This is a genomic window from Wolbachia endosymbiont of Brugia pahangi, assembly GCF_012030695.1.
GTDB lineage: Bacteria > Pseudomonadota > Alphaproteobacteria > Rickettsiales > Anaplasmataceae > Wolbachia.
Genome location: NZ_CP050521.1, coordinates 681,964 through 707,357 on the forward strand (window position 1 = coordinate 681,964; position 25,394 = coordinate 707,357).

The window sequence follows — 25,394 nt, forward strand, 5'->3', positions numbered from 1 at the left end:
TTTAATAATGACAATTCCTGAAAAAATGATAAATCTTTGTTGTAATAGTGCAGATTCTGTAAGTGTTGAATATAGTGATGTTATAGTTGTAAAAAATTTAGATCCAGAACAATTGGAACAATACAAATCTAGTAGTAAGCTAGAATTCACACTTAAATTTCAAAATGGTAAAGTAGAGTATAAAAACAGTAAAGTAACACTCACTATTCCTGAGCAATTAAAGAATTGCAAAGCCAATGGCAAAAGTTTACTAGGTGATATCAATGAACATTTTAAAGATACTGATAATGAAGTTGTTGAATGCCTTGTGGACAAAATTGCTGATGGCCTTAAGTCATTTATTATAAATCTGGAAGATTTAAATGTTGATGGTTCATCTATTATCAATGAAGATGATGATGCTCCAGTACAAATACTTGATAGCACAGAGTATGGTGGTACAACAGAAGAGCAGTTGCTGATCCAGGGTATTGTTAACAATGTTGTAGGCACATTAGCAGGTATTGTAGAAGTTCCTATAGGGATGGCAACTGATTGGGTGTGGCCCCAAGACCAAAAGTAATGTAGAACTAAGACATGATATTGAGGAGTTTTCTATCATCGCTGAAAGTTTTACCTTTGATGAGTTAGTAGATGTCATAAATAAAGCAAAAAATCATAATAATTACACGGATTTAGATAAAGTTATAAATAGTATAAGAGAAGGTAAGAAAGATGATAGAACTGTCACTGATTTTGATCGTGATAATTTGAGGAATTTTTGCTCTGAATAACTTAATTTAACAGCACGAACAGATCATCATAGATCTATGCATGAAATGCTGGTAAGCAAAATTTTTAACGAGGAAAATGGTAGAAGTTATTATTCAGTGAAAAAACTTGTACTATTAGCAATTGCAGCTGATGATTCACTTGTAGAAAAGTATGCAAATGCAAATAAGGATATATTACTCATGCAAAGATGAAGATTTAGGTAGGCTACTTATTAGTGTTAGTGGACAAGTATATATATTGATATTTTATTAAAAGATTTAAGAAATAAGTTAGGTAATGCAAAGGAATACTTTGAAGTGTTCTCTATATTAGAGAGAGCGTTGTCTATTAAAAATATGGAATGTATGATTAAAGTACTGGAATTACTTCAAAATATTAAACTTTGATTATATTTACCCAGGCTATAGCTCGATCCCTTTACATTTTGTGATTCACTGTGGTAAATTTAATGTAACAAAGATTATTATTAATCATGAAGTTGTTTATATTAATAGTATAGACAATTTAGAACATACACTTTTGCATTATGCTGTAACACGCGACAATTTAGTAAGCTTGCTTATTAAGAATGGTGTTGAGGTTGATATAAAGATAGGGAATATGGTAAAACAGCTTTACGTTGGGCTGCCTACAATGGTAAGTTTGAAATAATGAAACTGCTTGTGAAAGAGGGAGCTGATTGGAATATTAAAGATCAAAATGGTAAGACAGCTTTAGATTTGATAGGAACAAGGCCAAAATCAAGTCGTGAAAGTGACACACTGCCTACTAATGAGTCAGAGATTACAAAATCCTTAAAGCTTTAAATAGTAAAACACCTTGTATTATGCTATTGAAAATAGAAATTATGACACAGCTAAAAAGCTTCTTGTAAAAGGTGTTGATATTAATACTAAGAATAGCTATAAGACACCTTTAAGCAGGGCTATTACAAATAGTGATTTGAACTTTCTAATACTTCTGTTCAATCATGATATTAGTGCTAATATTGAAATCCAGAACGGTTATAATACTCACTTATCCTCGGCTATCCAAAGAGATAGAGTATACAAGAACGGTAGACATGGGAAGTAGCTAAAGATTACTTCTTGAGGGGAGCTATTGTGAGGAGGAACTTAAAGAAGCTATTGCAACAACTAGTTTTGAAATAGTAAAATTTTTTGTGAGTAAAGATACTGTTATAACTGAAGAAATTATAGAATATGCAAAATACTACGTGAAACGTAAAAGTCATATAAGTGAATATCCAGGTGGATTGGAAAGTGAGAAGCAAGTTCTTACTAAAATATTAGGCTTTCTTGAGGGTAAATTTAATAATATGCAACTTGATAGTGACTTAGTAGGTAAACCTGCAACCCTAAACCAGGCAGTGGATGAGGCGGATGATGAACAATTGCAAAGCCCAGAGCCCAAAAGTGCTGACGGCTGCTAGCAGAAAAAATATTGTGAACAATGAAGGGGCTTCAAAAGGAGAAGCCTATAGGCAATAACCATGAGGGAAGCAAAATGCATAGTGATGATTAAAATACGAAAAGCATAAAAGAAAGACTGTCTGATGCTATCTAGAATACCAATTTCAAAAAAGTGAAACGTTTAGTGAAACAAGGGGTGATGATATAATACAACTTATTTTAAGTAAAGCTTTAGAAGAAGCTGCATCAGGTAGAGGTTGATAAGAAAGATAAGAAATCTAAAAGGAGCTTATAAGATTAGAGAATTTCTTGAAGAAAAGCTTAAGAACATAGGTGATAATGTTGCTGCATCATCAGTGGATGATGAAGATGTTGGTGCTACTACAAGTAGTAAAAAGAAAAAACCAGCTACTGGTAAGCCTACTGAACAGGTGATATTGCAAATAGATGATAAGTTAGAGCTTGGAGTAAACCCGATCTGCGGGGTTCACCACGACTTTCATAAAAGCGTTCTGCGAATGATGCTGGGAGCAATGGCAGTTCTTCAAGTTTCGTCAAATTACCTAAAAGTGATACTGAAAATAGCAATAGTGACTGTGTTGAAATTTCTTCTGAGGATATAGTTAAGGAGGATTCCGCACTCGAAAGTAACAGCAGTATGCAAAATATATAGCCGGGAAATTCAGTGCCATTATCTAGTATTTCTTCAAATATTGACAATGTACATACAACTGAAGGGCCTGTGGTAACTACAGCAAATATGTGGGATAGTAATTGGTCAATTTGAAAGTAAAGATGTAAATAAAGTTTACTACCGCCTTCATCACTATTTAAATCCTTTTCATTGCTAATTTTATCACAGAGTTTTATAATAGATGATGGTGAGCTTAGTGATGACTCTTCAGATCTTATCACTTAGAGATGTTGGCAGTGAAAATATTAGTTGCAGCTTGTTGTGTCTAATTGCTGCTGTAATTATATACTATTATAATGAGTCTTTAAGTTTGCTTTAAAAAGAAGGTAAAGTCGATCTCTTTGTTAAAGAGGGAGTTGCTGTACAACAGTAAACTAGGGAATAAATATAGTAGTCTACCATTGAATAACTTATTATAATTGTATTGATTATTAATAGATAAAAACTTGGTAGACTACGAAGAAATATTCTTAAATAAAATCAAAGATATAAAAGAAGAAGGGCGCTATCGTGAATTCACGCATTTTGCGTCGTTGCCTGGCAGGCTTCCCTATATTATGGATTGTGAAAGAAATAGGGAAGTCATCGTTTGGTGCAGTAATAACTATTTGGGGATGTCACAAAATGAGAGTGTTGTTGCCGCTATTCAAAATTCGTCAGTTGGTGCAGGGGGAACAAGAAATATATCTGGTACAACGAAAGAAGTTGTCGAACTAGAACAATCACTAGCTTGTTTGCATAACAAGGAGGCTGCTTTAACTTTTGCTTGTGGCTACCTTGCTAATCAAACTACACTTAGCACTTTATCGTCTGTTATTCCTGATGTAGTAATTTTTTCAGATGAGAAAAACCATTCTTCGATGATAGAAGGCATAAAATCAGGAAAAAGACCGAAACATATATTTAAGCATAATAATGTTGACCACTTAGAACAATTGTTAAAGTCTGTAGACAGAAAAACGCCAAAAATAATAGCGTTTGAGTCCATATATTCAATGGATGGCGATATAGCACCGCTAAGAGAAATATGTAACCTGGCAGATCAATATAATGCAATTACCTACTTGGATGAGGTACACGCAATTGGCATGTATGGTCTACGCGGTGGTGGAATTGCGGAAAGAGAAGGTCTAATGGACAGAGTGACCGTTATTCAAGGTACATTATCAAAAGCGTTTGGAGTAATGGGTGGATATATAGCGTCTTCAAAGAGCTTGGTGGATGTAATAAGAAGTTCTGCTCCAGGATTCATTTTCACTACTGCTATGTCGCCTGTTTTAGCAGCAGCGGCAAAGGCAAGCGTTGAGCATCTAAAATCAAGCAATGTTGAAAGGGAAAAGCAAAGACAAGTTGTTGAAAAAGTAAAAAACTCGCTGAGCAGTGTGGGAATTAATTTTATTCCAACAGAAACTCATATAATTCCAATAATAATTGGCGATCCAGAGTTATCCAAAAGGGCATCAAAATTATTATTTGATGAGTATGGAGTATATGTTCAACATATAAATTACCCGACGGTTCCAAGAGGAACTGAGCGTTTTCGCATTACTCCTACACCTTATCATACCGATGAAATGATAGAACATTTAACAGAGTCGCTTATAAAAGTTTTTGTGAAATTGTCTGTTTCTGTAGCTTGTTTATGTTAGCTTAACATCTCCAGCAATGATAAATCCATTGCCTTCCGTTAGTCTGCCAGCGCTTTCTTGGAGAAGAAGTCTACCTAGCAAAGCCTTATATTTGTTAACTCCAGAGTAGACTATTCCACTGTATCTTCCTGCAGCAAGGTATGTAAAACCTAAAACTGTTGAGCCGACAGAACGTATATTACTGTTACCTGGAAGTAATTTATTTAACAAATTACCACTTACATCTATTAAATTCCCTTCATGACTTTTCATTCTCATTTTTATATGACGAGATCTAAAGTCTTCAAGAAAAGCCCCTTTCTTTTCTTCTGCCCAAAAAGTTTCTCTAAGAGCAGGAGTATTAACTACAGCTGCCACAACTTTATTTTTGTGAACAAGACAAACTGATACTGCAAAATAAACCATGCGACTAGAAAAATTTTCCCTGCCCTCTATAGGCATGATAAACCAAGTATAATCCTTCTCTTTTGCTTCTTGATCAATATCGTCTTCAAAGATGAACCCATAGTCTTGTTTGTAATCATGCAAGCAATTGTATATAGTTTGCTTAGATCTTGAGTAAGTTTTATTGATAAAGTCTGCTGACTTAACATTGGAAATTTGCAATTCATTGAAATCACGCATAAGCTGCTTAGAAGCACTGCGCACAGAATCAAGCATCACGTTAATCCTTGGTGATGAAATGGACATTCTTCCTTTTACTCTTTCACTCTTTCGTAATAGCTATTATCTGGAGTATATACTACAATTTTGTCCTCTTCTTTTATAAATTGAGGAACATTAATGCGCATTCCATTTTCCAAAACTGCTGGTTTATAAGAGGAAGTAATAGTCTGCCCCTTAATAAAAGACTCTGTTTCTTTTACAGTCAATCTTACATAATCTGGCACATGCGCAAAGATTATTTTATCTTGGTAGGTTACTACCTTAATTTTCATATTATCCTGTAAATAAATCTTTTTTTCTTCCAATAAGTCCAAATTTATAGTGATCTGCTCGTAGTTACTTGGATGCATAAGATTCACAATATTTCCTTCAGTAAAGAGATAAATATATTCTTCCTCATCTAAAATTGCCCTTCTAATTGTTGCATCAGAACGGAACCTTTCGTAGAGTTTTGCTCCGGTTTTGATGTTTTTCATTTCGGCTTGTATGTATGCACCACCTTTACCGGGTTGAGTATGCATGATACTTACAACCAAAAATAATCCACCATTATGTTCCAACACTTGACCTGGCCGGATATCATTAGCTCTTTCTGCCATAATTACATTTTCAGTTTGATCTTACGATTATAAATGGCTTTTATATAAATATCAAAGCCTTTATTAACCAATAAACTCCGGCATATTGAGCGTAATATACCTTTCCTTTATGTTTACATATGGAAATATCTCTTTAGTAAATGGTAGCATAATGTTCTTTTTTGTACTGATAACTGAAATTTCCAATATGTCTCCTGAACCGAAATTATATATAGATTTTATGTAGCCATATAATTCGTCATTTTCCAGCCTTATTTCCATGTTTACAAGATCACTTTGGTAGAATTCATTCTCATCATTTAACTTTAGTAGCTTGTTTCTTTCTATGTATAGTTTCTTATTTCTTAAAAACTCTGCTTCGTTGCGAGAATTTACTCCATTTATTGTAGCGATTACTAAATTTTCACCTATGACAGACACTGAGTCTATGTCATAATTCTTACTACCACTTATTAGCTTACCATACAATGAGATATTTTCAGGTTTTTCAGTGAAAATTTTGACTTTAACAGCTCCTTTAATTCCATGAGGAGAAGTAATGATTCCCATGCATACTAAATTATCTTTCATATTGATATGGGTCGGAAGATTTCTCAGACAAATATTGAGTCAGAATCTCAATGCCTTCATCAATTTCTTTTTCAGTGATAATGAGTGGAGGAAAAATCCTTACAACATTATCTGATGTTGCTCCAACAGTAAGCAAGCCACGATGACTTAGCTCGCCTGCAAACTTTTGATTATCCATTTTCACTTTTATTCCAAGCATCAACCCCTTTCCTCTTACTTCTTCTATTATTGGGAATTTACTTGCCAGGTCTTCTAGTTTATTTTTTAAATGCCTACCCCTGATCTCAACATTTCCTAGAAAGCCAGGGCTGAGTAATTTATCAAGTACAGCATTGCCTACTGAAGTTGCGAGTGGATTACCACCAAAAGTGGAACCGTGCATACCAACTGTTATATATTGTGCAGCCTTCTCAGTTGCAAGACAAACTCCTAATGGAAAACCGCCTCCTATTCCTTTTGCAAGAGCACATATATCAGGTTTCACTCCTATATGTTCGTATGCAAATAATTTTCCTGTTCTACCAGTACCACATTGTATGCAATCAAAAAATAGCAATATGTCATTCTCATCACACAGCTTTCTTAGTTCTTTCATAAAGGCATCGTTCATTACTTTAATACCGCCTTGCCCTTGTATTGGTTCTATTAGCATTACTCCTATATCATTAGAAATTGCTTTCTTTACGCTTTCGATATTGGGCTCGATGTTATCACACCAGTCAATGTAGGGATTCAGTAATTCAGAAAATTTCCGTTTATCGTTTGTAGCACAAGTTAAGAAGGTTCTTCCATGAAATGCACCATGAAATGTTAAAATTCTATGGCGGTTTTTATTACCTTTTCCATTTTGGTAAACCCTAGCAATCTTTAGCCCGCACTCTACTGCCTCTGATCCAGAATTTGCGAAAAATACAGTATCAGCAAAACTGTTGTTTATTAATTTTTCTGCAAAGTTATTAGCAGTAGGTATATTATAGGTATTCGATATATGCCATAGCCTTTCTCCTTGCAAATTAAGAACGCTAGTTAATTGCAAATTAGTGTGACCTAAGCTACTGACAGCTATCCCAGAATGAAAATCTATGTAGCGCTTACCATCAATATTATATAAGTAAATGCCTTTTCCATAAGAAAAATTTATATTAATAGGAGAATAAACTGGCAAGATAGGAGAAATTGTCATAAAAGTATGATACGCTGAATTCTAAATTAATAACATAAAAGCCGTTATTTCACAATGAGAAGGATATGTATAAGATAAGTAAATTAATACTTTCTGCACTAAAGGCGAATAAATATACAAAAGTTATTGTATTATTCTCATCAATTTTTGTGATTTTATTTAGCGTGATATATTGTAATTATTCGCTAAGGGATAATTTTCTTTCTTCTTACTGTGATTCAAGTGTAAGCTTAAAAAGTGTACTGGAAAATAGCATAATAAAAAAGTACCATTACCTACTGATAGAAAAACATCACATTAAATACAAAAGTTTTGATTATATAAACCAACTGATAAAACTGCGTGCTGAACTGTTACAATCAGTTGGTGAAGTGAAGGACTTGGGCTTAATACTATATGATCAAAATAGTAGAATAATATTCAGTCACTTTAACACTCAAGAGCATGATTATGAGCAGTTACTTACAAACGATGAAATTGATAAATTACTAAATAATCAAGAGATATTTTACACTATAGGACATACACTAATTTCTATTTTTCCCATATTTCATGAAAATGACACTAAGCCATCATTTTTTTTGAAGATTATTCAAAACCACGACAACTTTTACGTTATGGTATATAGCCTGTTTTTAACATTTTTAGGATTATTATTAATAATTTTAATATTAGTAATGCTTTACTTGCACTTTTCTAATACCCAAATGCTAGTCAAGCAACATAAAACTAATATTGAATTACAACAAATGAAAGAAGCATTAGAGCAAGAGAATACGAATAAGCTAAAGTTTTTCGCAAGTGTCACACATGAGCTGCGCACACCTCTTAACGCTATTATTGGATTTGCAGAATTGATCAAAAATGAAACCTTGGGTTCAATGGATAACTATCAATACAAGGAGTATGTGGACGATATATATAACGCAGGAACACACTTGCTTGCTTTAATTAATGATGTATTAGATTTTTCAAAGGCTGAATCAAGTAGTTTAACAGTAGAAAAAGTGAAGTTTAACCTGAACAAGATAATAGATTCGTGCTTAAATATGCTGTCACCTAAATTAAAAGAAACCGGGATTAGTTTAGAGAAGGAGATACCTAATAGACAATTACTAGTTATCGCAGATCCCAAGAGGATGAAACAAGTTATAATAAATTTATTATCAAATTCAATCAAGTTTACTCCTAAGGATGGTTTAATAAGAATGGTGATTAAGGAAAACATAGAAAAAAACTCATTGACTATTGAATTTCATGACAATGGGATAGGGATAATGCAGCAAGACATATATAAAGTTATGTCTGTTTTTGGCCAAGCAGATTCAGGATATAGAAATGAAGGTACTGGTATTGGATTACCACTTAGTAAAAAATTAGTAGAATTAATGGGTGGCACTTTCAACATCAAAAGCGAAGCAAAACTTGGTACTACAATAACGTTAAACTTCTTTTATGAAGAGCAGACATGTGAAGATTTGATTGATTTTTAACTAGAATTCTTGAAAACTCTGACTACAATTTATTATAAGTATTATTAACGGAGGGAGATGTGGAATTGGCAGTAGGAAATAATGCACCGGATTTTAGTTTACCAACAGATTCTGGTGAAAATTTATCACTGAGTGATTTTTTTGATAAAAAAAATATAGTTCTTTATTTTTACCCTAAAGACGATACACCAGGTTGTACGCTGGAAGCAAAAGGCTTTAGAGATAAAATAAATGATTTTTCTTCCCTTGATACAGTGATAATTGGTGCATCAAGAGATAGTATTAAGTGCCACGCTAGCTTCAAGGCAAAATATTCTCTACCATTTTATTTAATTTCTGATGAAAACGCTGAAATGTTGGAAAAATATGGTGTTTGGGTAGAAAAGAGTATGTTTGGCAAAAAGTATATGGGAATAGAACGCACTACTTTTTTAATAGATAAAAAAGATAAGATAGTGAGAATCTGGGAGAACGTAAAAGTTAGTGGACATGTTAATGAGGTTCTGGAAGCAGTAAAGAAAATATAAATTAAAGAATAGGCTAATGGCTGCCCATTGCTACATAAAAAAGTTGAAATTAAGTAATTTTCGTAACCATTTAAATTTTGAACTGGACTCAGATGACAGTTCAGTTGTGATAATTGGCAAAAATGGTATCGGTAAAACTAATATACTTGAAGCAATCTCGTTGCTTGCTAAAAGCAATGGGATGAAAAAAGCAAAAGCCAGTGAGATGCAAAATAGATTCAGTAATAAAGATTGGGCAGTGCACTATGATTTTTTTAATGGAGCAGACCTTAACTCAATCGGTATTGCAAAAAGTTTCAATAAGAAGCTGATACAAATTGGTGGAAAAATGCAATCAAGTTACTCATCTCTATATAGAATATCCAATGTAATATGGCTAATTCCACAAATGGATTATATTCTTCTTAATTCTCCAAGTGATAGGTTGAAATTCTTAGACCGTATAGTTTCACTATTTGAAGAAAATTACGCTTGCTACTACATGAGATATAGAAAAGCTAAATGCGAGCGAGGTAGACTGTTAAGGGAAAACATTTTAAACAAGAGTTGGCTTTCTAGCCTTGAGAATATCATGGCTGTTAATGCAGTTAATATCTTAGATATGCGATTATCTGTTTTAAAAATGTTGCAGGACACAATTAATAGCTATTCTACTCAATTTTTTCCAAAGGTGAGTTTGAAATTTAACAGCCAGCTAACTTTAAGCGATACTGCAAAATATTTTCAGAATCGTTTAAGGGAAAATAGAGAAAAAGACTCGTTGACTGGTAGGATAACCTTTTGTGTAAATAACGATAAATTTCAGGTTTTTTGTCAAAGAAGAGACTTACCAATAAATCTGTGTTCTACTGGAGAACAGAAGTTATTACTGCTTTCTATTATTTTATCTAGTGTAAAAGCAAGGTGTATTCATTACAATAAGGCACCTCTCCTTCTACTTGATGATATAATGTCTCACCTGGATAAGTATTATAGAAAAGTGTTAATAGAAGAGATGTTAAGTATTCGATGTCAAGCCTGGATAACTGATGTAGATCAAAATAATTTTGGTAACTATATTGATTATTTCAAAATTATTGAATTATAGATGAATGCCATTTTTCAAACTGGCTCCAATTACTTACCATAATTGGACAAGAAGTCAAAATCTCTGTTTCTTAAATCCTCATTCAAGCAGGTACAAAAAGAGATTCTTTCCTTTTCAACAGATCTTATGTAGAAAATAGACTTTTTGCATAACCTAGAAAAAAGGCAGATATTTATTATTTTAAATATTAACATTTTTTGTGGCGCTGCTGCTTCTAAATTGCTTCAGCTACAAATATTTAAGAAATCCACCAAGTAAGAAAAAGACAAAAGAAGCCCTAGTTAATATCTATTTAAAAACACTAGCGTTTTTTTATGTTTTAAATACTTAATAATCGCGACTTAGTTGTTTTTTATTGCAACTAACCTTTAGTCATAAATGTTTTAGAAATTTACTAGGCAAAAAAAAGGCAAAAGATATATTGTGGTAGATAGTATTTACTCTCTAATCCTGCAAGTTAGCATATTATACTGTCCTAAACGCTTTATAAGCGAGTTTCAACTTATATAGGTAAAAAATTAGAAATATTGTGAAGACATAAGGTACATATAGTGCAAAAAATTAAACATAAGATGCTAACTATATAACACTTTATTATTTTAATCTGCACAGATTGAAGGTAACTTAACACCCCCAGTATCGGGATAAGGGGGCTAGCGAGGTTTGTCAGGTAGTTTTTGCACTTAATCCTTTCTATATATGCTAAAAAAACTAGACACTAGCTAGCCACTTGGATGACAGCTATAATGGTTGTACTTAGATGAGTAGGTAATGCAGGAAGTCTAGCTTTTAATATACTGCCTCAGAATATTGAAATAAGGAATTGATTTATTAATCTTAGTTAGTACTTTTATCGATATTGTTATATTAAAATAGTAATATAATAATTCTCTTTATTAAAAAATAATATAAAACTATATTTATATTAAGAAAATTACTCGAAATTAACTCGAATACACAGAAGTTAAAGAAGCAATAGATTTTAACCACAAACGCAGGGTTGATCAAGGATAATGGAGTTGCTTATGGACTTAGCTATCAAGATAACAGCAATGGAAGCAGCAAGGTAAAATTACTTACCAGCCCTTTATCTTAACCAAAAAAATACAAGTGTGATACAGCAAATGAACTCAAAGACCAACTAACCTTACATTAATAGAAGATTCAGCCGAAATAGATAAAGTTGTGGTTATCTTTCTCGAAGAAGGGAAAAAATACATCAAAGGTTTAATGTTGGACACTTACAAAATTAAGCAGTCAACCAATGCTCCTTCAGTTGAAGGTTTAGGTAAAGCTAAACTAAAAAAAGTATCAATAGTAGCAGTCTTGCAAATAAAGGCAGTAATTACCTCTAAACAAAGGCAGTTAATGGTGATAATGCAATATTATTGTAATTGCCCATAATTTAAAAGACCAAACTTTAGTCTCTTAGTATTTCAAATCAGACAAGAATGGAAAATTTAAAGTATCAGATAGAAAAAATAAGATTATAGAAAGGAAATTGTTCAAGTTTAACATCCGCGGCGGGGTAAATTGCATTAAACGAAAATACAATGCTCTATTCACAAGTGAGGAAAAGAATTATTGGGAATTAAGAAGTAAGAAAACGCACATTTTTAAATTTAATGTGGCTGAAGTAATTGAGGATCTGAAGGATGAAAAAGGAGTTAACGACTTTTTACTTGGTAATAGAAACGGTCAAATAAATAAAACGTCATCTTTCCCTAGTGAACATGAAATAAGCTTTTTACAGTACGCGAAGCAAACTAAAGACAAAGATCTAGTTGCTTTTCTTGAAAACTACCAATCAACTAACAAGCAGAGGTACGTATAGTAACTATATTTAAAAATGGATCAATATTGAACTTTCTTGATTATGAATTTGAAGATTATGTAGGGCAATTGTACATTAAAGATAGTGGCCAAGACAATTTTACTATAACCGCAATCAGTAGGAAAATATCATAATTTTTAGTCATAAAAACTCTGAAAAACATTACAAGGTAATAATAATACCAACAAATAGTATTAAAGTTCTCAGCAATTTTGTTAGTATCATTAACGGTCAATTTACACACAGCATTATTTCCAGCATTACCTTTGCCCCTATAAACTACTACAGAGAAAGTTGAGACTTCTACGAAAACGCCAACCACTGCAATTACTGATACAATAAAAGCTGACGCTGTAGAGGCTACTTAGCCTTCAACAACAGAATTAACAACTTAAACAAGTACTGAGAAAAGTCTACAACAATGGAACCTATAACAGTAGCTGTTACCTCACAAACAACAACAGTAACTGAACAAGTAACAATGTCAACTCACGTTTCAATAACAAATTTAGAGGAAACTACATAAACATTATTTACTATACCAAGTACTAGAAGAATAAAAGAATCAACAACTCCTATATTTATTACGACTTTATTTCCTTAATCCATCCCTTCTATACAACCGCTTGACGTGTATAGCAGGTAAACCTAATGAGGCAAGTTGGATCTGTATTTGGAGCAGTAAGTTTTATTGGAATAATAAGGAGGATTTATAGTATACAAATACGTTAAAGAATACCGCCATTGCAATGCCATTCTTGTATTAAAATTAGCTAATTTGGATTATGAAAATCAATCACATTCAAATAGCAATAAGGAATTTTTTATCAGTAACAGCAGAACAAGCAGTCCTGAAATAGTGCTAAATGGCATACCAGTAGAAAGCAGTAGCCAATTAAGCAGTTCATCACCTGTAAGCAGTAGAAGTTTAGAGTCTAGAAGATTATCTTGTGACAGCAATGATATATCAGGACATCATCTCTAGCTATCGCTTGATGTTTAATAGCATACCATTGACTAGCAGGGAAATTATTTTACTTTCATGATTTTCATGTTAAAATATAATTTCTAGGTGAAATAAGTAGCTGCTGTTGTGTGGTAAACACAGCAGAGGAAAGTCCGGGCTCCAAGGAAAAATAGTGACGGGTAACACCCGCCGGAGGTAACTCCAGTTATAGGACTACAGAAAATTACCGCCTAAATATTCTTAGGTAAGGGTGAAAAGGTGTGGTAAGAGCACACCATAGCAATGGCAACATTGGTAGTCAAGTAACCAACATTAGGAGCAAGATTAAATAAGAGTAGACTTTATGTTTTCTTCATATCTACTCGGGTAAATCGCATGCAGTAAATGGTAACATTTACTCTAGATAAATAGCTACATAAACAGAACTCGGCTTATATTTCACCTAGACATTCATATAAACATAGGTCACGCTATACTTAAAAACATGCAAGCATTTTATGCATTGTCCTTAACCTGTTCTGCTTGATAGTCACTACTATTTTCCCCTACATTAATACTGGAATACTCTTCCTCATCAACATACTCTTTCAGGACATACCCCCTGCCCCAAACGGTTTCTATGTGGCTTTTTCCATCATTTGCACTTTCAAGTTTCTTGCGCAATTTGCACATAAAGACATCAACTATCTTATTATCTGAAGGTTCATCTAAGCCGTTATAAAGATGATCTAAAAACATTTCTTTTGTTAATACTGTTCCTTTACGTAACGCTAGCAATTCTATCATAGAATATTCTTTATTAGTAAGGTGAACTGTTTTACCTTTTACCTCAACAACCCTGTGATCAAAATTGATGTTTATATTACCAATCTTTATCACTGACTCAGGATGGCCTTTAGTACGACGTACTATTGCTTTTATTCGAGCAAGTAGCTCACTCTTATGAAATGGTTTAGTTAAGTAGTCATCAGCACCGTACCCAAGTCCCTTAGCTTTATGATTAACAGCAGATATACATGAAAGTATCAAGACAGGAACTTTAATCTTTGCACTTCTTAACCTTAACAGTATATCATACCCATCAATATCACCAGGTAAGTGTATATCTAGAATAACTAGGTCATAGTGATCTCCATTTGAGGAAACCATATTGTTGTTGTAGTCTTGCGCAGAAGTTACAACATCACAAAAGTGCCCATCAGAAGTCAAAGCGTTAACTACAGTCTTTGCACTGACTTGATCATCTTCAATTAGTAATATACGCATATTTTACACCCCGTAAATAATTTATAATTTTAGTAATATATATAACTAAGGAAAGTAACAAATCAAACTTTTATTGATAAACGGCCAAAATTACTAACAGTAAACATATCATTTCAAAATTATATCAACAGATCTAAAATATAATAGATATGATATATATCATAAAAATAACACTGTTTTTAGTAAACATTGAACTAAAGTTGTTGCTATTAAAAGAATACTTAGGTTAATAAATATTTAACTATCTTATAACCTATATTATATTTTTAATTTACTTATTCTGCTATTCTAAAGTATAAGTAATACTTTCCAGGAACACTGTGTGACAATATCAATTTTAGGTGCTGGTGCATGGGGTACAGCAATTGCAAATTCACTGAGTGGTAAGCAAAATGTAATTCTATGGACTCACAATAAAACCACATTTGAATCAATTAGCAGAACAAGAGAAAGCGACAAATTATTAGGCTGTCAAATTCCTGAAAACGTATCAGTAAAATTGGCTATTAAAGAAACAGTTAACGCTTCAGCAATGATTTTTGCTGTTCCTACTCAGTCTCTTAGGAAAGTATGTCAGCAATTACACGATTGTAACTTAAAAAAAGATGTAGCAATAATTTTAGCCTGTAAAGGGATAGAAAAATCTACATTAAAACTACCAAGTGAAATAGTAAATGAAGTTTTACCTAACAATCCGGTTGCTATTTTTTCAGGTCCAAGTTTCGCTATAGAAGTTGCAAAAAAATTACCATATTCAATGGTTCTTGCATGTCAAGATGACACATTAGGTTCAAAGCTAATATCAGAACTACAGCAGGAAAACATAAAATTGCACTTCAGTAGCGATGTTGTAGGAGTACAGATCTGCGCAGCACTAAAGAACGTTTTTGCTATAGCATGTGGAATTGTTCTGGGTAAAAAACTTGGATTTAATGCCCACGCAGCACTGGTAACAAAAAGCATGAATGAAGTAAAGACCTTATATCTAGCAAAAACAGATAGCGTTAGTATAGACATAGATACGCTACTTGGACCTGCATGTCTGGGTGACCTAATTATGACATGTACATCCTTAAATTCAAGAAACCTGTCCTTTGGGTTTAAAATAGGTAGTAGTAACAATAGCTTTGATGCTCAGCAGACTCTGTCAGAGGGTAAGTCAGTGATTGAAGGTTTTAGTACCGCTCAATCTGCATTTAATTTAGCAGAGAAACTAAAGATAAAAATGCCTATATGTGAAGCAGTATATAGATTATTGTATGAAAGTGCATCTATAGAGGATACTATTTCCGTTTTTGTAGGTTAATTTTATAGTTTTGTGTACTGTGAAATTTTTATATAAATTGATATCAACATGGTGGCTATCTGGGACAGTAAAAAAAATGCCAGGCACTGTAGGCAGCTTAGCTGCTTATCCAATTGTTCCCCTAGTACTAAGTGACAAAATTTTAGGTGCAGCAATTATCCTTTTCTTATTCTTAATCGGGTTGTGGTCCACAGATAATTATATAAAACATTACCAGACTTCACATGATCCAAAGGAGGTAGTGATTGATGAAGTAGTTGGTCAATTTCTGACAATATTTCTAATTTCAGTATTGCTAAACCAAGAGGTGAGTTGCCCTTTATTGCTGTTGTGCTTTCTTTTCTTTAGGTTTTTTGATATAATAAAAACGTGGCCTATAAATTTGATTGATAAAAACATCAAAGGTCCTCTAGGCATTATGCTGGATGATATTATAGCTGCAATTTTAGCCTGTGTTCCTATAGGGGCTTTTTATTGTCTATTGTCTGTGTATGCGGGATAAGAAAATTTACTATTCAAGCTTAGTTATTCAAAATCTAAAGGATTATATACTTTATGCAGCAAATTTATCTAAGTGGGAAGTGCATGACAAATTCGATAATGTTACATTCACAATAAATGGTACTAGAGAGTCATTATTCAATTTTGTGTTTTGTGAAGACCAATGTACTGAGCTTTCTGTACAAAAAACTTTAGATTATCTTAGAGCAAGAAATATAGAAGCAACATGGGTAATGAATTCGCATACAAAGACACAGGGCATTTTAGAAAAGTGTGGAATAAAACACGTCAGCACACCAAAAAAAGTTTTACTTAACATGAAAAATTACTTCTTGCCAGCTGATGTTGTTCCAGGCTTAAAGTTGAACGCTGTAACTAGTAGCAACCTCTTAAAACAGCTAGATTCATATACTTCTAAGATTTTTCACCACAGTATTGGAATTGTTAGCACATTTTTTCGCGGGTTATCAAATTATGATGATAAAAACTCAGGATTAAGATTTTTTCTTGTAACACTAAACGATGAAATTATTGGAACATGCGGCTTTTATATTCAAGACAGCGTAGCCGGTTTTTACAGTGATGGAGTTTTGCCAATTTATAGAAATCGTGGGATAGGTACACAAATGGTTTTAGATAGAATCAAAATAATTCAGCAGCTTGAATGCAAACATGTAGTAGCACATTGCATGAAACCTTCTGTCAACCTTTATAAGAGATTGGGTTTTCAGATATTAGGTAATCTTTACTTGTACACTTCTTCAGCGTAACTTAACATACCCTTACCAAGAGGTTATAAATTTTTACGTCTGTTTTAAAGGTACTATGTTTTTTCTGTACGAAGTAGTTTTATTGTTAATTTTAATATTATTCTTTCTTTCTTATTCTAAATTGAAAGTGGATAATAAAATTAAGAGCCTACAACACCAAAATATTATAATAAATAATTTAATTGATACTGTAGATGATGGGTTTTACATTTGGGATGCAAAAAAACGCATAGAAAAATTTTCTCCTAACTTACTGATTTTACTTAACACTGTTTTTTACTCATTCAATGAGTTCGTAAACTTTTTTGAGCAATCGGAAAGCTTAATTAAAAATTTCACCGAAGCAAAGGAAATAAATAAATCTTTCACTTTGGATTTAAAGTCAAAAGACGGTGAAGTTTATTGTATGTGTTATGGTAGAAGCATAATAGACGATTTTAACAAAGTGATTGGTGTGCTGTTGTGGATAAGAAATATCTCAGACTACAAGATAAAAGCCAATGCACTTGAGTTAGAAAATAATAAGCTCACACAAGAAATAGAGAATTATAGAAATATTTTCAACTCTTTGCCGTTTCCAATACTAAAATATGATGAAAATAAAAAAGTAAAGTTTTGTAATTTGTTTTATGATAAATATATAAACAGTTCTCAGAGATTGGCTGTCATTAGCAGCGTCTACAACACAAAATTAGGAAAGCATGTGATCACTTGTAAAAATGAACGCAAGATCTTTGATTTTATTAAAATTCCAATACGAAGTTCCGGCAGTATGGTAATGTATGGAAAAGATATCAGTGATGCAGAGGGGTTACGTGCTGAATTAGATAGTTATCTAGCTACACAGAAAAATTTACTTGAGGAGCTACCAATTGCTATCGCAATATATAGTAAGAATCAAAAACTAAAGTTTTACAATAACGCTTTTGTAAAAACCTTTCAGTTTGACGCAAAATTTTTAGTATCTTATCCAACTTATTATGAAGTCATGCTTTATCTATTCGAACCTAAAAAGCTTTTAGAAAAAGAAGATTTCCAAACCATTAGTAACCAAAGGCATGAGTTGTTTAAAAAACTATTTGGGCCACATAATGATACGATCCATCTCACAAATGGAAAAGTATTCAGAATACTAACGATACCCTATGCTTCAGAAGGCTTGCTCTTTGCATACAAAGAGTACAAAAGATAAAATTTAAAATCCTTTTCTCTCTACCATAAGCTGTTTTATTTTCGCTATTGCTTTTGCTGGATTAAGCCCTTTAGGGCAGGTTTTTGTACAACTCATTATTGTATGACAACGATACAACTTAAATGGGTCATTTAAGGCATCAAGTCTTTCATCTGTTTTATTATCACGACTATCAGCAATCCATCTGTAAGCTTGTAATAGTATTGCTGGTCCTAAAAATTTATCATTATTCCACCAATAGTTTGGACAACCAGTCGAGCAGCAAGCACATAATATACAATCAGAAAGGCCATCCAGTTTTTTTCTATCTTCAGGAGATTGCGAATATTCTTGATTTAGCAGGTTAGGCTTATCTGCCTGTAACCAAGGATTAACTGACTTATATTGCTCATAAAATTGGCTCAAGTCTGAAACTAGATCTTTTATTACATACATATGAGGTAATGGATATATTTTTACATCACCCTTTATATCTGGTATAGATTTAGTACATGCAAGAGTATTGGTCCCATCAATATTCATAGCACAAGACCCACATATTCCTTCTCTGCAAGAACGTCTAAAAGTTAAGGTAGGATCTATTTCATCCTTTATTTTTATCAATGCATCAAGCACCATAGAGCCACAATTATCCATATCAATGAAAAACGTGTCTACTCTAGGATTTTTTTTGTCATCAGCAGACCAACGGTAAATTTGAAATCTCCTAACATTTTTCGCTTTAGTAGGAGCAGGGTAAACTTTGCCCTTTTTATTAATTTTAGAATTTTTTGGCAAAAAAAACTGAACCATATTGCTTATCTTTTATCATCTATAGCTAAAAACCCTTTTGCTCTGTAGATAACATATTTTAACATCATCTACTATATTTTTATTAAATCCCTTTTAAATTGCACACATATTGTATCCAAGCGAAGCTAAAATCTTACCTTCCAGATTTTTCATTACAACTTCCTCACCTTTTTTCTGGTGATCATAGCCAAGTAAATGCAATAACCCATGCACTAACATATGTGCAACATGAGCTGGAATGGGTATATGATACTCATCTGATTCTTTTCTTACTGTGTCTATTGAAATAGCTATGTCTCCTAAGTCGCATTCACTAGATAATTGTTCACACGGAAATGACAGCACATTAGTTGGCTTATTCATCTGTCTAAATCTTAAATTAAGTTGATGCAGCAAATTATCATCAGCAAGAGCGACTGATATATTCGGTTTATATTGGTCTATTTTCAACTCTTTGAGAGAGGCATTTATAATGTTCAATGTAAAGCCCTCTGGATCTTCTACAATGCTGTACCACTTCTTATCAAGAATATTCACTTCTAACATGAGTAATATACCAAGAAAGATATTACACACTGGAACGACATCATTTGGAAACTGAAATGACAAGTATTACACATCACTCATTTTTATTATTTCATTCCACTCAATTTCTGAGACTGGAAAAATTAATAAGCGTGTTTGTTTTAAAATGACCATGTTTTTTAAAGCGGATTTCTTTTTATATCGCTTAAAGTTACTTGGTTAAGTAAAGGCTTAGAAAATTTCACATCTATCAACCCAAACCCAGAACCATTAACATGATAGTGTTCTTTAAATACTTCAACTACTCCAAATATCACTTTCTCTTTACCTGTATGATAAAAAAATGCAAAATCACCTAATTTCATAGTTTTCATACAATTTTGATGTTGATAGTTGCATATACCACTTCACCTGACTACCTGCTCTCTTTTCATCTTTGCCATGAATATTTACTTGGCTTTGACTTAAGTAGCCAAAATTGCATTACTTCTTTCTTCTTAAATAAGCTGGTATATCATAGATATTGCTGCTCCACTTAACTCCTTCACTTATTTGTTCAGCTTGTTTTGCCTCTGGAAGTAGAGTTTGGCTGTAAGACCACTCGAACTTTTTCTCCTCTGAAGTCTCATCTTGATTTACAGATGAAGTTTCTTGCTTGTTATCATGAGCAACGCTACAATCAATGCCAGTTGCAAGAACAGAGACCCTCACTCTTCCTTCCATTGCTTGATCAAAGGTAGCACCAAATATTATATTTGCATTTTCGTCTACTTCTTCGCGCACTCTATTCGCCGCAGCATCAACCTCAAACAGAGTCATATCTCCACCGCCGGTAATATTAATCAATATTCCTTGCGCCCCTTTCATTGACACATTATCAAGCAAAGGATTAGATATCGCAGCTTCTGCAGCACTGATAGCTCTATCTTCTCCCTCTGCCTCCCCAGTACCAATCATTGCTTTACCCATTTCGCTCATTACTGTTTCTATATCAGCAAAATCAAGATTAATGAGCCCTGGCATAACCATTAAGTCAGTCACCCCTCTAATGCCAATATGCAGTACGTTGTCAGCAAGTTTAAACGCATCAGAGAATGTAGTTTTTTCATTGGCAACCCTAAATAAGTTTTGGTTTGGAATGACAATAAGCGTATCTACGTATTTTTGTAATTCTTCAAGCCCAAGTTCCGCAATACGCATACGGCGCACACCTTCAAAGCCAAATGGTTTGGTTACAACTCCAACAGTCAATATCTTTTTTTCTTTTGACGCTTTATCCTTAACTCCAGCTCTTGCCTCTCTTGTTGCTTTTGCAATTACTGGCGCTGCGCCTGTTCCAGTGCCACCACCCATCCCTGCCGTGATGAAAAGCATATGGCTATCTTTTATATGCTCCATAATCTCATCGATTGACTCTTCTGCTGCACCCTTGCCAACATCAGGCAAAGCACCAGCACCAAGACCCTTAGTTAAATTAATACCTAACTGAATTTTCTTATCACATAATGATTTTTCTAGTGCTTGAGCATCGGTATTTGCTACAACAAAATTCACTCCCTGCAAATTAGACTGGATCATGTTGTTCACAGCATTCCCACCAGCACCGCCCACTCCCACAACGGTGATTCTTGGATATAATACGGGTAGCTCTGGCAAACTAAGGTCAATTGACATTTAAATTACTCAAAATTTAGTGAATTCACTTGATAATAAGTTACTACCTTTTTAACAACATGCAAACACTTTTCATCCCTACAGACATAAATAGTAAACGGATTTACTTATTTTTAACATTTATACTAATGTTTATAATCAATTAATAAATGGTGAATATTAAACAAGCAGTATTACTCAACAGTCTGCATCTTTTTCTACATAAGATATTATAGCTAAAATAGATTAGCATAACCTTTAGCTATGAATAATAAGAAACTTACTAAGATGAAAAAAAGGTAAAAAAACTAGAGTAGCTAGTTACTAACTCTTTATTCTAAAATTTGACATCGAATGATGTCTTGCAACACTTTATAAGTGCATCTCAGCTTGTATAGGTAAAAACCTAAAATCTCATAAAGATATAAGGTACACATAGTGCAAAAAATTAAACAATAGTAGACTAAACAGAAGATCTTCCTGTCATTTTAATCTGCACGGATTGGGAAATTATATAAAACAGCTTCACTATCGTGGTAAGAGAAATAGCAAAGCTTGTCAAGTAGTTTTTTGCACTTTTATGAGCTACTTGAATTTCTGAAACCCAATGCCCATGCAGTTACTGTATTACCCCAAGTGATGCAAAAAATAGAAAATATTTAGAAGAAAAAGGGACAGAGACCTATCCCTTTTCACTGAAAGTTGCACTAACCTACGCAGGCGTTTTTTCTTCCTCTGTTGAGATTTTAAATATTTCCTTAAGCTCACCTATCTTGCTCGCTGGTTTTTCATCTTTAAGCAACTCGCGTACTTTCTCAATTTGGCTTGCTTTACTGCTGTTCATCCATGCATATATAGGCGCAGCTATTAAAGCTACCACTGAAGCAGCAACGATTAAACCAGTAACTAGTGGATGAGCAACTGCAAGTGCAGGCAATCCAGTAATAGCAGGGTTAACAAGCGTTGCAATTTTTGCTCCAGCTACACCAATAAAAGCTGTATAAGCTGGGCTCAAAAAGTAAGCAGCTGTAAGCGCTACCACTGAAAGTGTACCAAGAATAACCACAGCTGTTTTGTATGGATGATGGCATACGTATTGCCAATTCGCGTCAGCAATTCCTTTAGTTGTACTCCAAAATCCTCCATCAGAATCCTTATATCCTTTTTCATTAGCTTTAATAAAGGAATCATTTTCTAAAATATTTACTGTCATAATTCTACTCCTTAAATAGAATGTTAAATTTTTATTTATAATGGTAATATAATAAGAAAAACCCCCCTGTCAAGTATATTAGCTTGTTAATATACTCTTATTCTATAATTTAGCGCTTCAGCAATATGCGCTCTTTTTACCTTCTCACTTTTCGCAAGACCTACAATGGTTCTTGCAACTCTTAATATGCGTGTGTAGCCTCGATTGGAAATGTAGTTTTCTTTCAGCACGTATTTTAGCAATTCTAGTCCCGCTTGATTCGATTTGGTAAATTTATTTAATATTTCATTACTTACTTCTGAATTGCAACAAATATTTAACCCACTATAGTGCTCAGCTTGAATTTTCTTACTGCCATTACTCTTTTTCTTATACTGTCACAGTACTTTCTCCCCTAGGTAAGTTTTAGGAGAAAGTATGTTAATATTAGAACTTCAATGCACGTATCTATTCTATTAAGCATGGTTTTGATATTCTGTTTTTATAATCCGTGCCGCATTTCGTGGTTCTATTGCATGATCTACTTGTGCTTTCTAAGTAACCACACATATCTGCAGGGGTCCATTGCAGCGATTAGTTAAAAACGCGCTATATAAATAATGTGAGCGTTCACCCTTGAAATCGTAACTTTTCTATCTTCAAGTGGTTGACGTAGAGAGTCGAGCACAAGTCTCAGAAACCCCAGTAATTCGTCAAAGAACAATATTCCATTATGAGTCATGGTGATTTCTCTAGGCTTTGCATTTTTTCCTTCTCTTATCATTGCAGGTATTGAACATGAGTGATGAGGTTCACGAAAGGAACTAGTTATTTTGAATATCTCATTATCAACCTGTGTTATGCTAAAAATGATATTTACATCAATCATCACCTGCTCAGTCAAGTCAGGCAGCAGTCCTATAAACCGTTTAGCAAGTATTGACTTTCCAGTACCGGAAGGTCTAATAAGAAGCATATTGCGCTACCTGCTGCTGCAATTTCAGCTGCCCTTTTTACCACAACTTGGCCTTTGATATCCTTCATATCAGGAATCGATTTCTTTTCTTTTGGTTTACTAAAAATCACTGGTTTAATTAACTGCTCACCCTTAAAATGCCTGATGATATTGGTTAATTTTTCTATAGCCAAAACTGAAACACTCTTTACCCACGAAGCCTCTACTCCATTTCCCCTAGGGCAAATTACTCCTTTATTTTTCCCTTGCATTAATTACCACCAGCAAAACTCTTGAAACTAAGATACCCTTGCCATTAAAGGCAAGCTCACCCATAATGATATAAGACTGAATTTCTTCAACTGGTATAATATACATTATAACAAGCAGTCTAACAGCAATAGTTAAGTTATAGTGACTGCCTTCTTTCAGCAAATCTACATAGGAAAGATTGACTGTGACTCTTTTAGGATATAGCAGTAGATTAATTAATTTAATACTGCTTTGATGTGCTCCTTAAACTCCGCAATGGTTTTATCTGGCAATCAACAATATTAAAGGCAGGAATACCATTTGCCATGGAATTTGCGCATTAACATTTACTACGTTAATCCCCTGAAGCGCGACAGTATTTATATTTGTAATCACAACATATTCTATAAAGTTATTAATATAATCTATTAAAGGAATTATGAAGCAAAGTTCACGTATTCTGAACTCACATACTTGGTCTGTCATTAGACTTTTTGCATAGTTTTTGGTAATGCATTGGATGAAACGAGAAACTGACTTGACAAGTGTCAACAACCTTATTACTATAGCACCAAAGGTATTTTTGATCACAATTTGTTTTTGGCCTGCAGGTTCAATAACAAAATTCAGTAAAAAAACTCAGGTGTTTATTGGCGGGTTATATCAAATTATTACAGCTACACGTCTTTTAAATTTTTCTACACTCAGCCAAATTGCGTTTAAACTAAGCGTCAGCAAACTATCACAGTGCCAGCTAAAATTATTATAGGGGTCAAAAAAAACTTGTCACCCGTGGAGTTTTTACCTTTTTTCCCATTTCATACAAAATACCAAAAATCATTTATACATTTAAAAATTGACCAGCATTAAAAATGATAACAAATTCCTACCTTCAAAACTGTACATGGTAATACCAACTGTGCCAATTAGATATGGAGCTATCTCATAATCAACACCGATCTTAAGTTTGTATGAGATAACACTCTGCAGCTATTAATTGCAGCGCTCGACTAGCCAGATTCACTCTCACTTATGTAGATTCATCTTTACCTGTAGATCCATCTCTACTTTTAGAACTAGGATCACTTGCAGATTTAGGCTTGCTTGGACTTAATACCAGATTACCAATGACAAAATTAGGCGCGAGCTGGACATGTCCATCCAAGCTTCCACTAACATATAGTTTAATAGGATTAATATCAAGATTAGTATAAAAACAGTAATTTGCCAATAAGCTAGCTCCTATCATCCTATTTTTATCAGTGATGTTATTAATATGTAGGAGAACCTCAAGTTCAAATTTAGAGTTCTTATCATGATGATAATTAAAAAAATACTAGGTTTTCATCATAAAGCTATTATCCCAGCTAGCACCAAAGTTTAAGCCATAGTACTGACCTTCTAAATCAGCTACCACACCATTAGCTGCACTCGCTAAAGATAAAGTGAGCAATACAACTAAAACACATAATCTCTTCATTTTTATACAACTCTTCATACAAAAAAATATATAATGCATAAGTATACATCTCTTA

General features: G+C 33.4%; 32 protein-coding genes, 1 other RNA gene and 2 pseudogenes. 19 read left to right on the forward strand and 16 right to left on the reverse strand.

Features of this window, described 5'->3' with window-relative positions; genetic code table 11:
* Positions 1 to 25: 25 nt before the first annotated feature.
* The 8 genes and pseudogenes from WBP_RS03245 (at position 26) to hemA (ending at position 4,529) form a co-directional block, all read left to right on the forward strand.
* Complete coding sequence (locus WBP_RS03245; protein WP_167896050.1) at positions 26 to 562, forward strand: hypothetical protein; 537 nt, start codon at positions 26 to 28, stop codon at positions 560 to 562.
* A gap of 247 nt (positions 563 to 809) precedes the next feature.
* Positions 810 to 965, forward strand: coding sequence for a hypothetical protein (locus tag WBP_RS03250; RefSeq protein WP_167896051.1), 156 nt, complete (start codon positions 810 to 812; stop codon positions 963 to 965).
* 235 nt (positions 966 to 1,200) lie between these two features.
* Positions 1,201 to 1,329, forward strand: a pseudogene (locus tag WBP_RS06250) (hypothetical protein); the annotation flags it as partial.
* Between the two features lie 95 nt (positions 1,330 to 1,424).
* On the forward strand, positions 1,425 to 1,580 hold the full coding sequence (locus WBP_RS03260; protein WP_083750409.1) for a hypothetical protein: 156 nt from the start codon (positions 1,425 to 1,427) through the stop codon (positions 1,578 to 1,580).
* A 13-nt stretch (positions 1,581 to 1,593) separates the two neighbouring features.
* Positions 1,594 to 1,848 carry an ankyrin repeat domain-containing protein gene (locus tag WBP_RS06255; RefSeq protein WP_167896053.1) on the forward strand — a complete coding sequence of 85 codons (255 nt, stop codon included), beginning with the start codon at positions 1,594 to 1,596 and terminating at the stop codon, positions 1,846 to 1,848.
* 88 nt (positions 1,849 to 1,936) lie between these two features.
* The gene (locus WBP_RS03270) at positions 1,937 to 2,206 is read left to right on the forward strand and encodes a hypothetical protein (RefSeq protein ID WP_167896054.1); all 270 of its coding nucleotides are present in this window, start codon (positions 1,937 to 1,939) and stop codon (positions 2,204 to 2,206) included.
* A gap of 237 nt (positions 2,207 to 2,443) precedes the next feature.
* The gene (locus tag WBP_RS03275) at positions 2,444 to 2,809 is read left to right on the forward strand and encodes a hypothetical protein (protein WP_167896055.1); all 366 of its coding nucleotides are present in this window, start codon (positions 2,444 to 2,446) and stop codon (positions 2,807 to 2,809) included.
* A gap of 517 nt (positions 2,810 to 3,326) precedes the next feature.
* Entirely contained in the window at positions 3,327 to 4,529 is a 1,203-nt protein-coding gene (gene hemA, locus WBP_RS03280) for a 5-aminolevulinate synthase (RefSeq protein ID WP_011256334.1), read from the forward strand.
* On the opposite strand, the gene WBP_RS03285 is transcribed toward hemA, so the two are convergent.
* The 4 genes from WBP_RS03285 to WBP_RS03300 form a co-directional block, all read right to left on the reverse strand.
* Positions 4,521 to 5,219, reverse strand: a complete 699-nt coding sequence (locus WBP_RS03285) for an inositol monophosphatase family protein (protein ID WP_167896056.1) — start codon at positions 5,217 to 5,219, stop codon at positions 4,521 to 4,523. The two genes, hemA and WBP_RS03285, sit on opposite strands and share 9 nt — an antisense overlap.
* Positions 5,220 to 5,227: 8 nt before the next feature.
* Positions 5,228 to 5,794, reverse strand: coding sequence for an elongation factor P (efp, locus tag WBP_RS03290; protein WP_167896057.1), 567 nt, complete (start codon positions 5,792 to 5,794; stop codon positions 5,228 to 5,230).
* A gap of 63 nt (positions 5,795 to 5,857) precedes the next feature.
* Positions 5,858 to 6,364: a ribosome maturation factor RimM gene (gene rimM, locus WBP_RS03295; protein ID WP_167896058.1), complete on the reverse strand. Its 507-nt coding sequence runs from the start codon at positions 6,362 to 6,364 to the stop codon at positions 5,858 to 5,860.
* Positions 6,354 to 7,547, reverse strand: coding sequence for an aspartate aminotransferase family protein (locus tag WBP_RS03300; protein WP_167896059.1), 1,194 nt, complete (start codon positions 7,545 to 7,547; stop codon positions 6,354 to 6,356). The genes rimM and WBP_RS03300 overlap by 11 nt, the downstream gene beginning before the upstream one ends.
* Before the next feature lie 65 nt (positions 7,548 to 7,612).
* Here WBP_RS03300 and WBP_RS03305 point away from each other — a divergent pair, with 65 nt between their 5' ends.
* From WBP_RS03305 to rnpB, 7 genes are all read left to right on the forward strand, one after another.
* Positions 7,613 to 9,040: a sensor histidine kinase gene (locus tag WBP_RS03305; RefSeq protein WP_167896060.1), complete on the forward strand. Its 1,428-nt coding sequence runs from the start codon at positions 7,613 to 7,615 to the stop codon at positions 9,038 to 9,040.
* 59 nt (positions 9,041 to 9,099) lie between these two features.
* Entirely contained in the window at positions 9,100 to 9,567 is a 468-nt protein-coding gene (bcp, locus tag WBP_RS03310) for a thioredoxin-dependent thiol peroxidase (RefSeq protein ID WP_167896061.1), read from the forward strand.
* A gap of 16 nt (positions 9,568 to 9,583) precedes the next feature.
* Positions 9,584 to 10,654 (forward strand): DNA replication/repair protein RecF, encoded by a 1,071-nt coding sequence (gene recF / locus WBP_RS03315; RefSeq protein WP_167896062.1) that lies wholly within the window; start codon positions 9,584 to 9,586, stop codon positions 10,652 to 10,654.
* Between the two features lie 1,230 nt (positions 10,655 to 11,884).
* Complete coding sequence (locus WBP_RS05755) at positions 11,885 to 12,058, forward strand: hypothetical protein (protein ID WP_246165887.1); 174 nt, start codon at positions 11,885 to 11,887, stop codon at positions 12,056 to 12,058.
* A gap of 223 nt (positions 12,059 to 12,281) precedes the next feature.
* Positions 12,282 to 12,488 (forward strand): hypothetical protein, encoded by a 207-nt coding sequence (locus tag WBP_RS03325; RefSeq protein ID WP_167896063.1) that lies wholly within the window; start codon positions 12,282 to 12,284, stop codon positions 12,486 to 12,488.
* A gap of 778 nt (positions 12,489 to 13,266) precedes the next feature.
* The gene (locus tag WBP_RS03330) at positions 13,267 to 13,473 is read left to right on the forward strand and encodes a hypothetical protein (protein WP_167896064.1); all 207 of its coding nucleotides are present in this window, start codon (positions 13,267 to 13,269) and stop codon (positions 13,471 to 13,473) included.
* Between the two features lie 83 nt (positions 13,474 to 13,556).
* Positions 13,557 to 13,905: RNase P RNA component class A (gene rnpB, locus WBP_RS03335), an RNA gene on the forward strand.
* Between the two features lie 45 nt (positions 13,906 to 13,950).
* On the opposite strand, the gene WBP_RS03340 is transcribed toward rnpB, so the two are convergent.
* Positions 13,951 to 14,721: a response regulator transcription factor gene (locus tag WBP_RS03340; protein WP_011256794.1), complete on the reverse strand. Its 771-nt coding sequence runs from the start codon at positions 14,719 to 14,721 to the stop codon at positions 13,951 to 13,953.
* 322 nt (positions 14,722 to 15,043) lie between these two features.
* Between WBP_RS03340 and WBP_RS03345 the strand changes: the two genes are divergently transcribed.
* From WBP_RS03345 to WBP_RS03360, 4 genes are read left to right on the forward strand one after another with little or no spacing between them, the layout of a single operon-like run.
* Positions 15,044 to 16,027, forward strand: coding sequence for an NAD(P)H-dependent glycerol-3-phosphate dehydrogenase (locus WBP_RS03345; RefSeq protein WP_011256795.1), 984 nt, complete (start codon positions 15,044 to 15,046; stop codon positions 16,025 to 16,027).
* 19 nt (positions 16,028 to 16,046) lie between these two features.
* Entirely contained in the window at positions 16,047 to 16,529 is a 483-nt protein-coding gene (locus WBP_RS03350; protein WP_167896321.1) for a phosphatidylglycerophosphatase A family protein, read from the forward strand.
* Complete coding sequence (locus tag WBP_RS03355; RefSeq protein ID WP_041571482.1) at positions 16,519 to 17,298, forward strand: GNAT family N-acetyltransferase; 780 nt, start codon at positions 16,519 to 16,521, stop codon at positions 17,296 to 17,298. The genes WBP_RS03350 and WBP_RS03355 overlap by 11 nt, the downstream gene beginning before the upstream one ends.
* Before the next feature lie 55 nt (positions 17,299 to 17,353).
* Positions 17,354 to 18,490: a transcriptional regulator gene (locus WBP_RS03360; RefSeq protein ID WP_167896065.1), complete on the forward strand. Its 1,137-nt coding sequence runs from the start codon at positions 17,354 to 17,356 to the stop codon at positions 18,488 to 18,490.
* Between the two features lie 3 nt (positions 18,491 to 18,493).
* On the opposite strand, the gene WBP_RS03365 is transcribed toward WBP_RS03360, so the two are convergent.
* From WBP_RS03365 to WBP_RS03415, 11 genes and pseudogenes are all read right to left on the reverse strand, one after another.
* Positions 18,494 to 19,282: a succinate dehydrogenase iron-sulfur subunit gene (locus WBP_RS03365; RefSeq protein ID WP_011256798.1), complete on the reverse strand. Its 789-nt coding sequence runs from the start codon at positions 19,280 to 19,282 to the stop codon at positions 18,494 to 18,496.
* 93 nt (positions 19,283 to 19,375) lie between these two features.
* Positions 19,376 to 19,828 carry an rRNA maturation RNase YbeY gene (ybeY, locus tag WBP_RS03370; protein WP_167896322.1) on the reverse strand — a complete coding sequence of 151 codons (453 nt, stop codon included), beginning with the start codon at positions 19,826 to 19,828 and terminating at the stop codon, positions 19,376 to 19,378.
* 66 nt (positions 19,829 to 19,894) lie between these two features.
* Positions 19,895 to 20,181 (reverse strand): annotated as a pseudogene (locus tag WBP_RS05760) (EVE domain-containing protein).
* A 109-nt stretch (positions 20,182 to 20,290) separates the two neighbouring features.
* Complete coding sequence (gene ftsZ / locus WBP_RS03380) at positions 20,291 to 21,481, reverse strand: cell division protein FtsZ (RefSeq protein WP_167896066.1); 1,191 nt, start codon at positions 21,479 to 21,481, stop codon at positions 20,291 to 20,293.
* A gap of 691 nt (positions 21,482 to 22,172) precedes the next feature.
* Positions 22,173 to 22,673: a hypothetical protein gene (locus tag WBP_RS03385; protein WP_167896067.1), complete on the reverse strand. Its 501-nt coding sequence runs from the start codon at positions 22,671 to 22,673 to the stop codon at positions 22,173 to 22,175.
* Between the two features lie 86 nt (positions 22,674 to 22,759).
* The gene (locus WBP_RS05765) at positions 22,760 to 23,017 is read right to left on the reverse strand and encodes a magnesium chelatase subunit ChlI family protein (RefSeq protein ID WP_167896323.1); all 258 of its coding nucleotides are present in this window, start codon (positions 23,015 to 23,017) and stop codon (positions 22,760 to 22,762) included.
* A 233-nt stretch (positions 23,018 to 23,250) separates the two neighbouring features.
* Positions 23,251 to 23,628: an ATP-binding protein gene (locus WBP_RS05770; protein WP_167896068.1), complete on the reverse strand. Its 378-nt coding sequence runs from the start codon at positions 23,626 to 23,628 to the stop codon at positions 23,251 to 23,253.
* Complete coding sequence (locus WBP_RS05775; RefSeq protein WP_167896069.1) at positions 23,571 to 23,879, reverse strand: hypothetical protein; 309 nt, start codon at positions 23,877 to 23,879, stop codon at positions 23,571 to 23,573. The genes WBP_RS05770 and WBP_RS05775 overlap by 58 nt, the downstream gene beginning before the upstream one ends.
* Positions 23,863 to 24,105: a magnesium chelatase domain-containing protein gene (locus WBP_RS05780; RefSeq protein WP_167896324.1), complete on the reverse strand. Its 243-nt coding sequence runs from the start codon at positions 24,103 to 24,105 to the stop codon at positions 23,863 to 23,865. Before WBP_RS05780 ends, WBP_RS05775 begins: the two co-directional genes overlap by 17 nt.
* Before the next feature lie 784 nt (positions 24,106 to 24,889).
* Positions 24,890 to 25,108 carry a hypothetical protein gene (locus WBP_RS03410; protein ID WP_167896070.1) on the reverse strand — a complete coding sequence of 73 codons (219 nt, stop codon included), beginning with the start codon at positions 25,106 to 25,108 and terminating at the stop codon, positions 24,890 to 24,892.
* Positions 25,109 to 25,195: 87 nt separating this feature from the next.
* Positions 25,196 to 25,357, reverse strand: coding sequence for a hypothetical protein (locus tag WBP_RS03415; RefSeq protein WP_167896071.1), 162 nt, complete (start codon positions 25,355 to 25,357; stop codon positions 25,196 to 25,198).
* Positions 25,358 to 25,394: the final 37 nt, after the last annotated feature.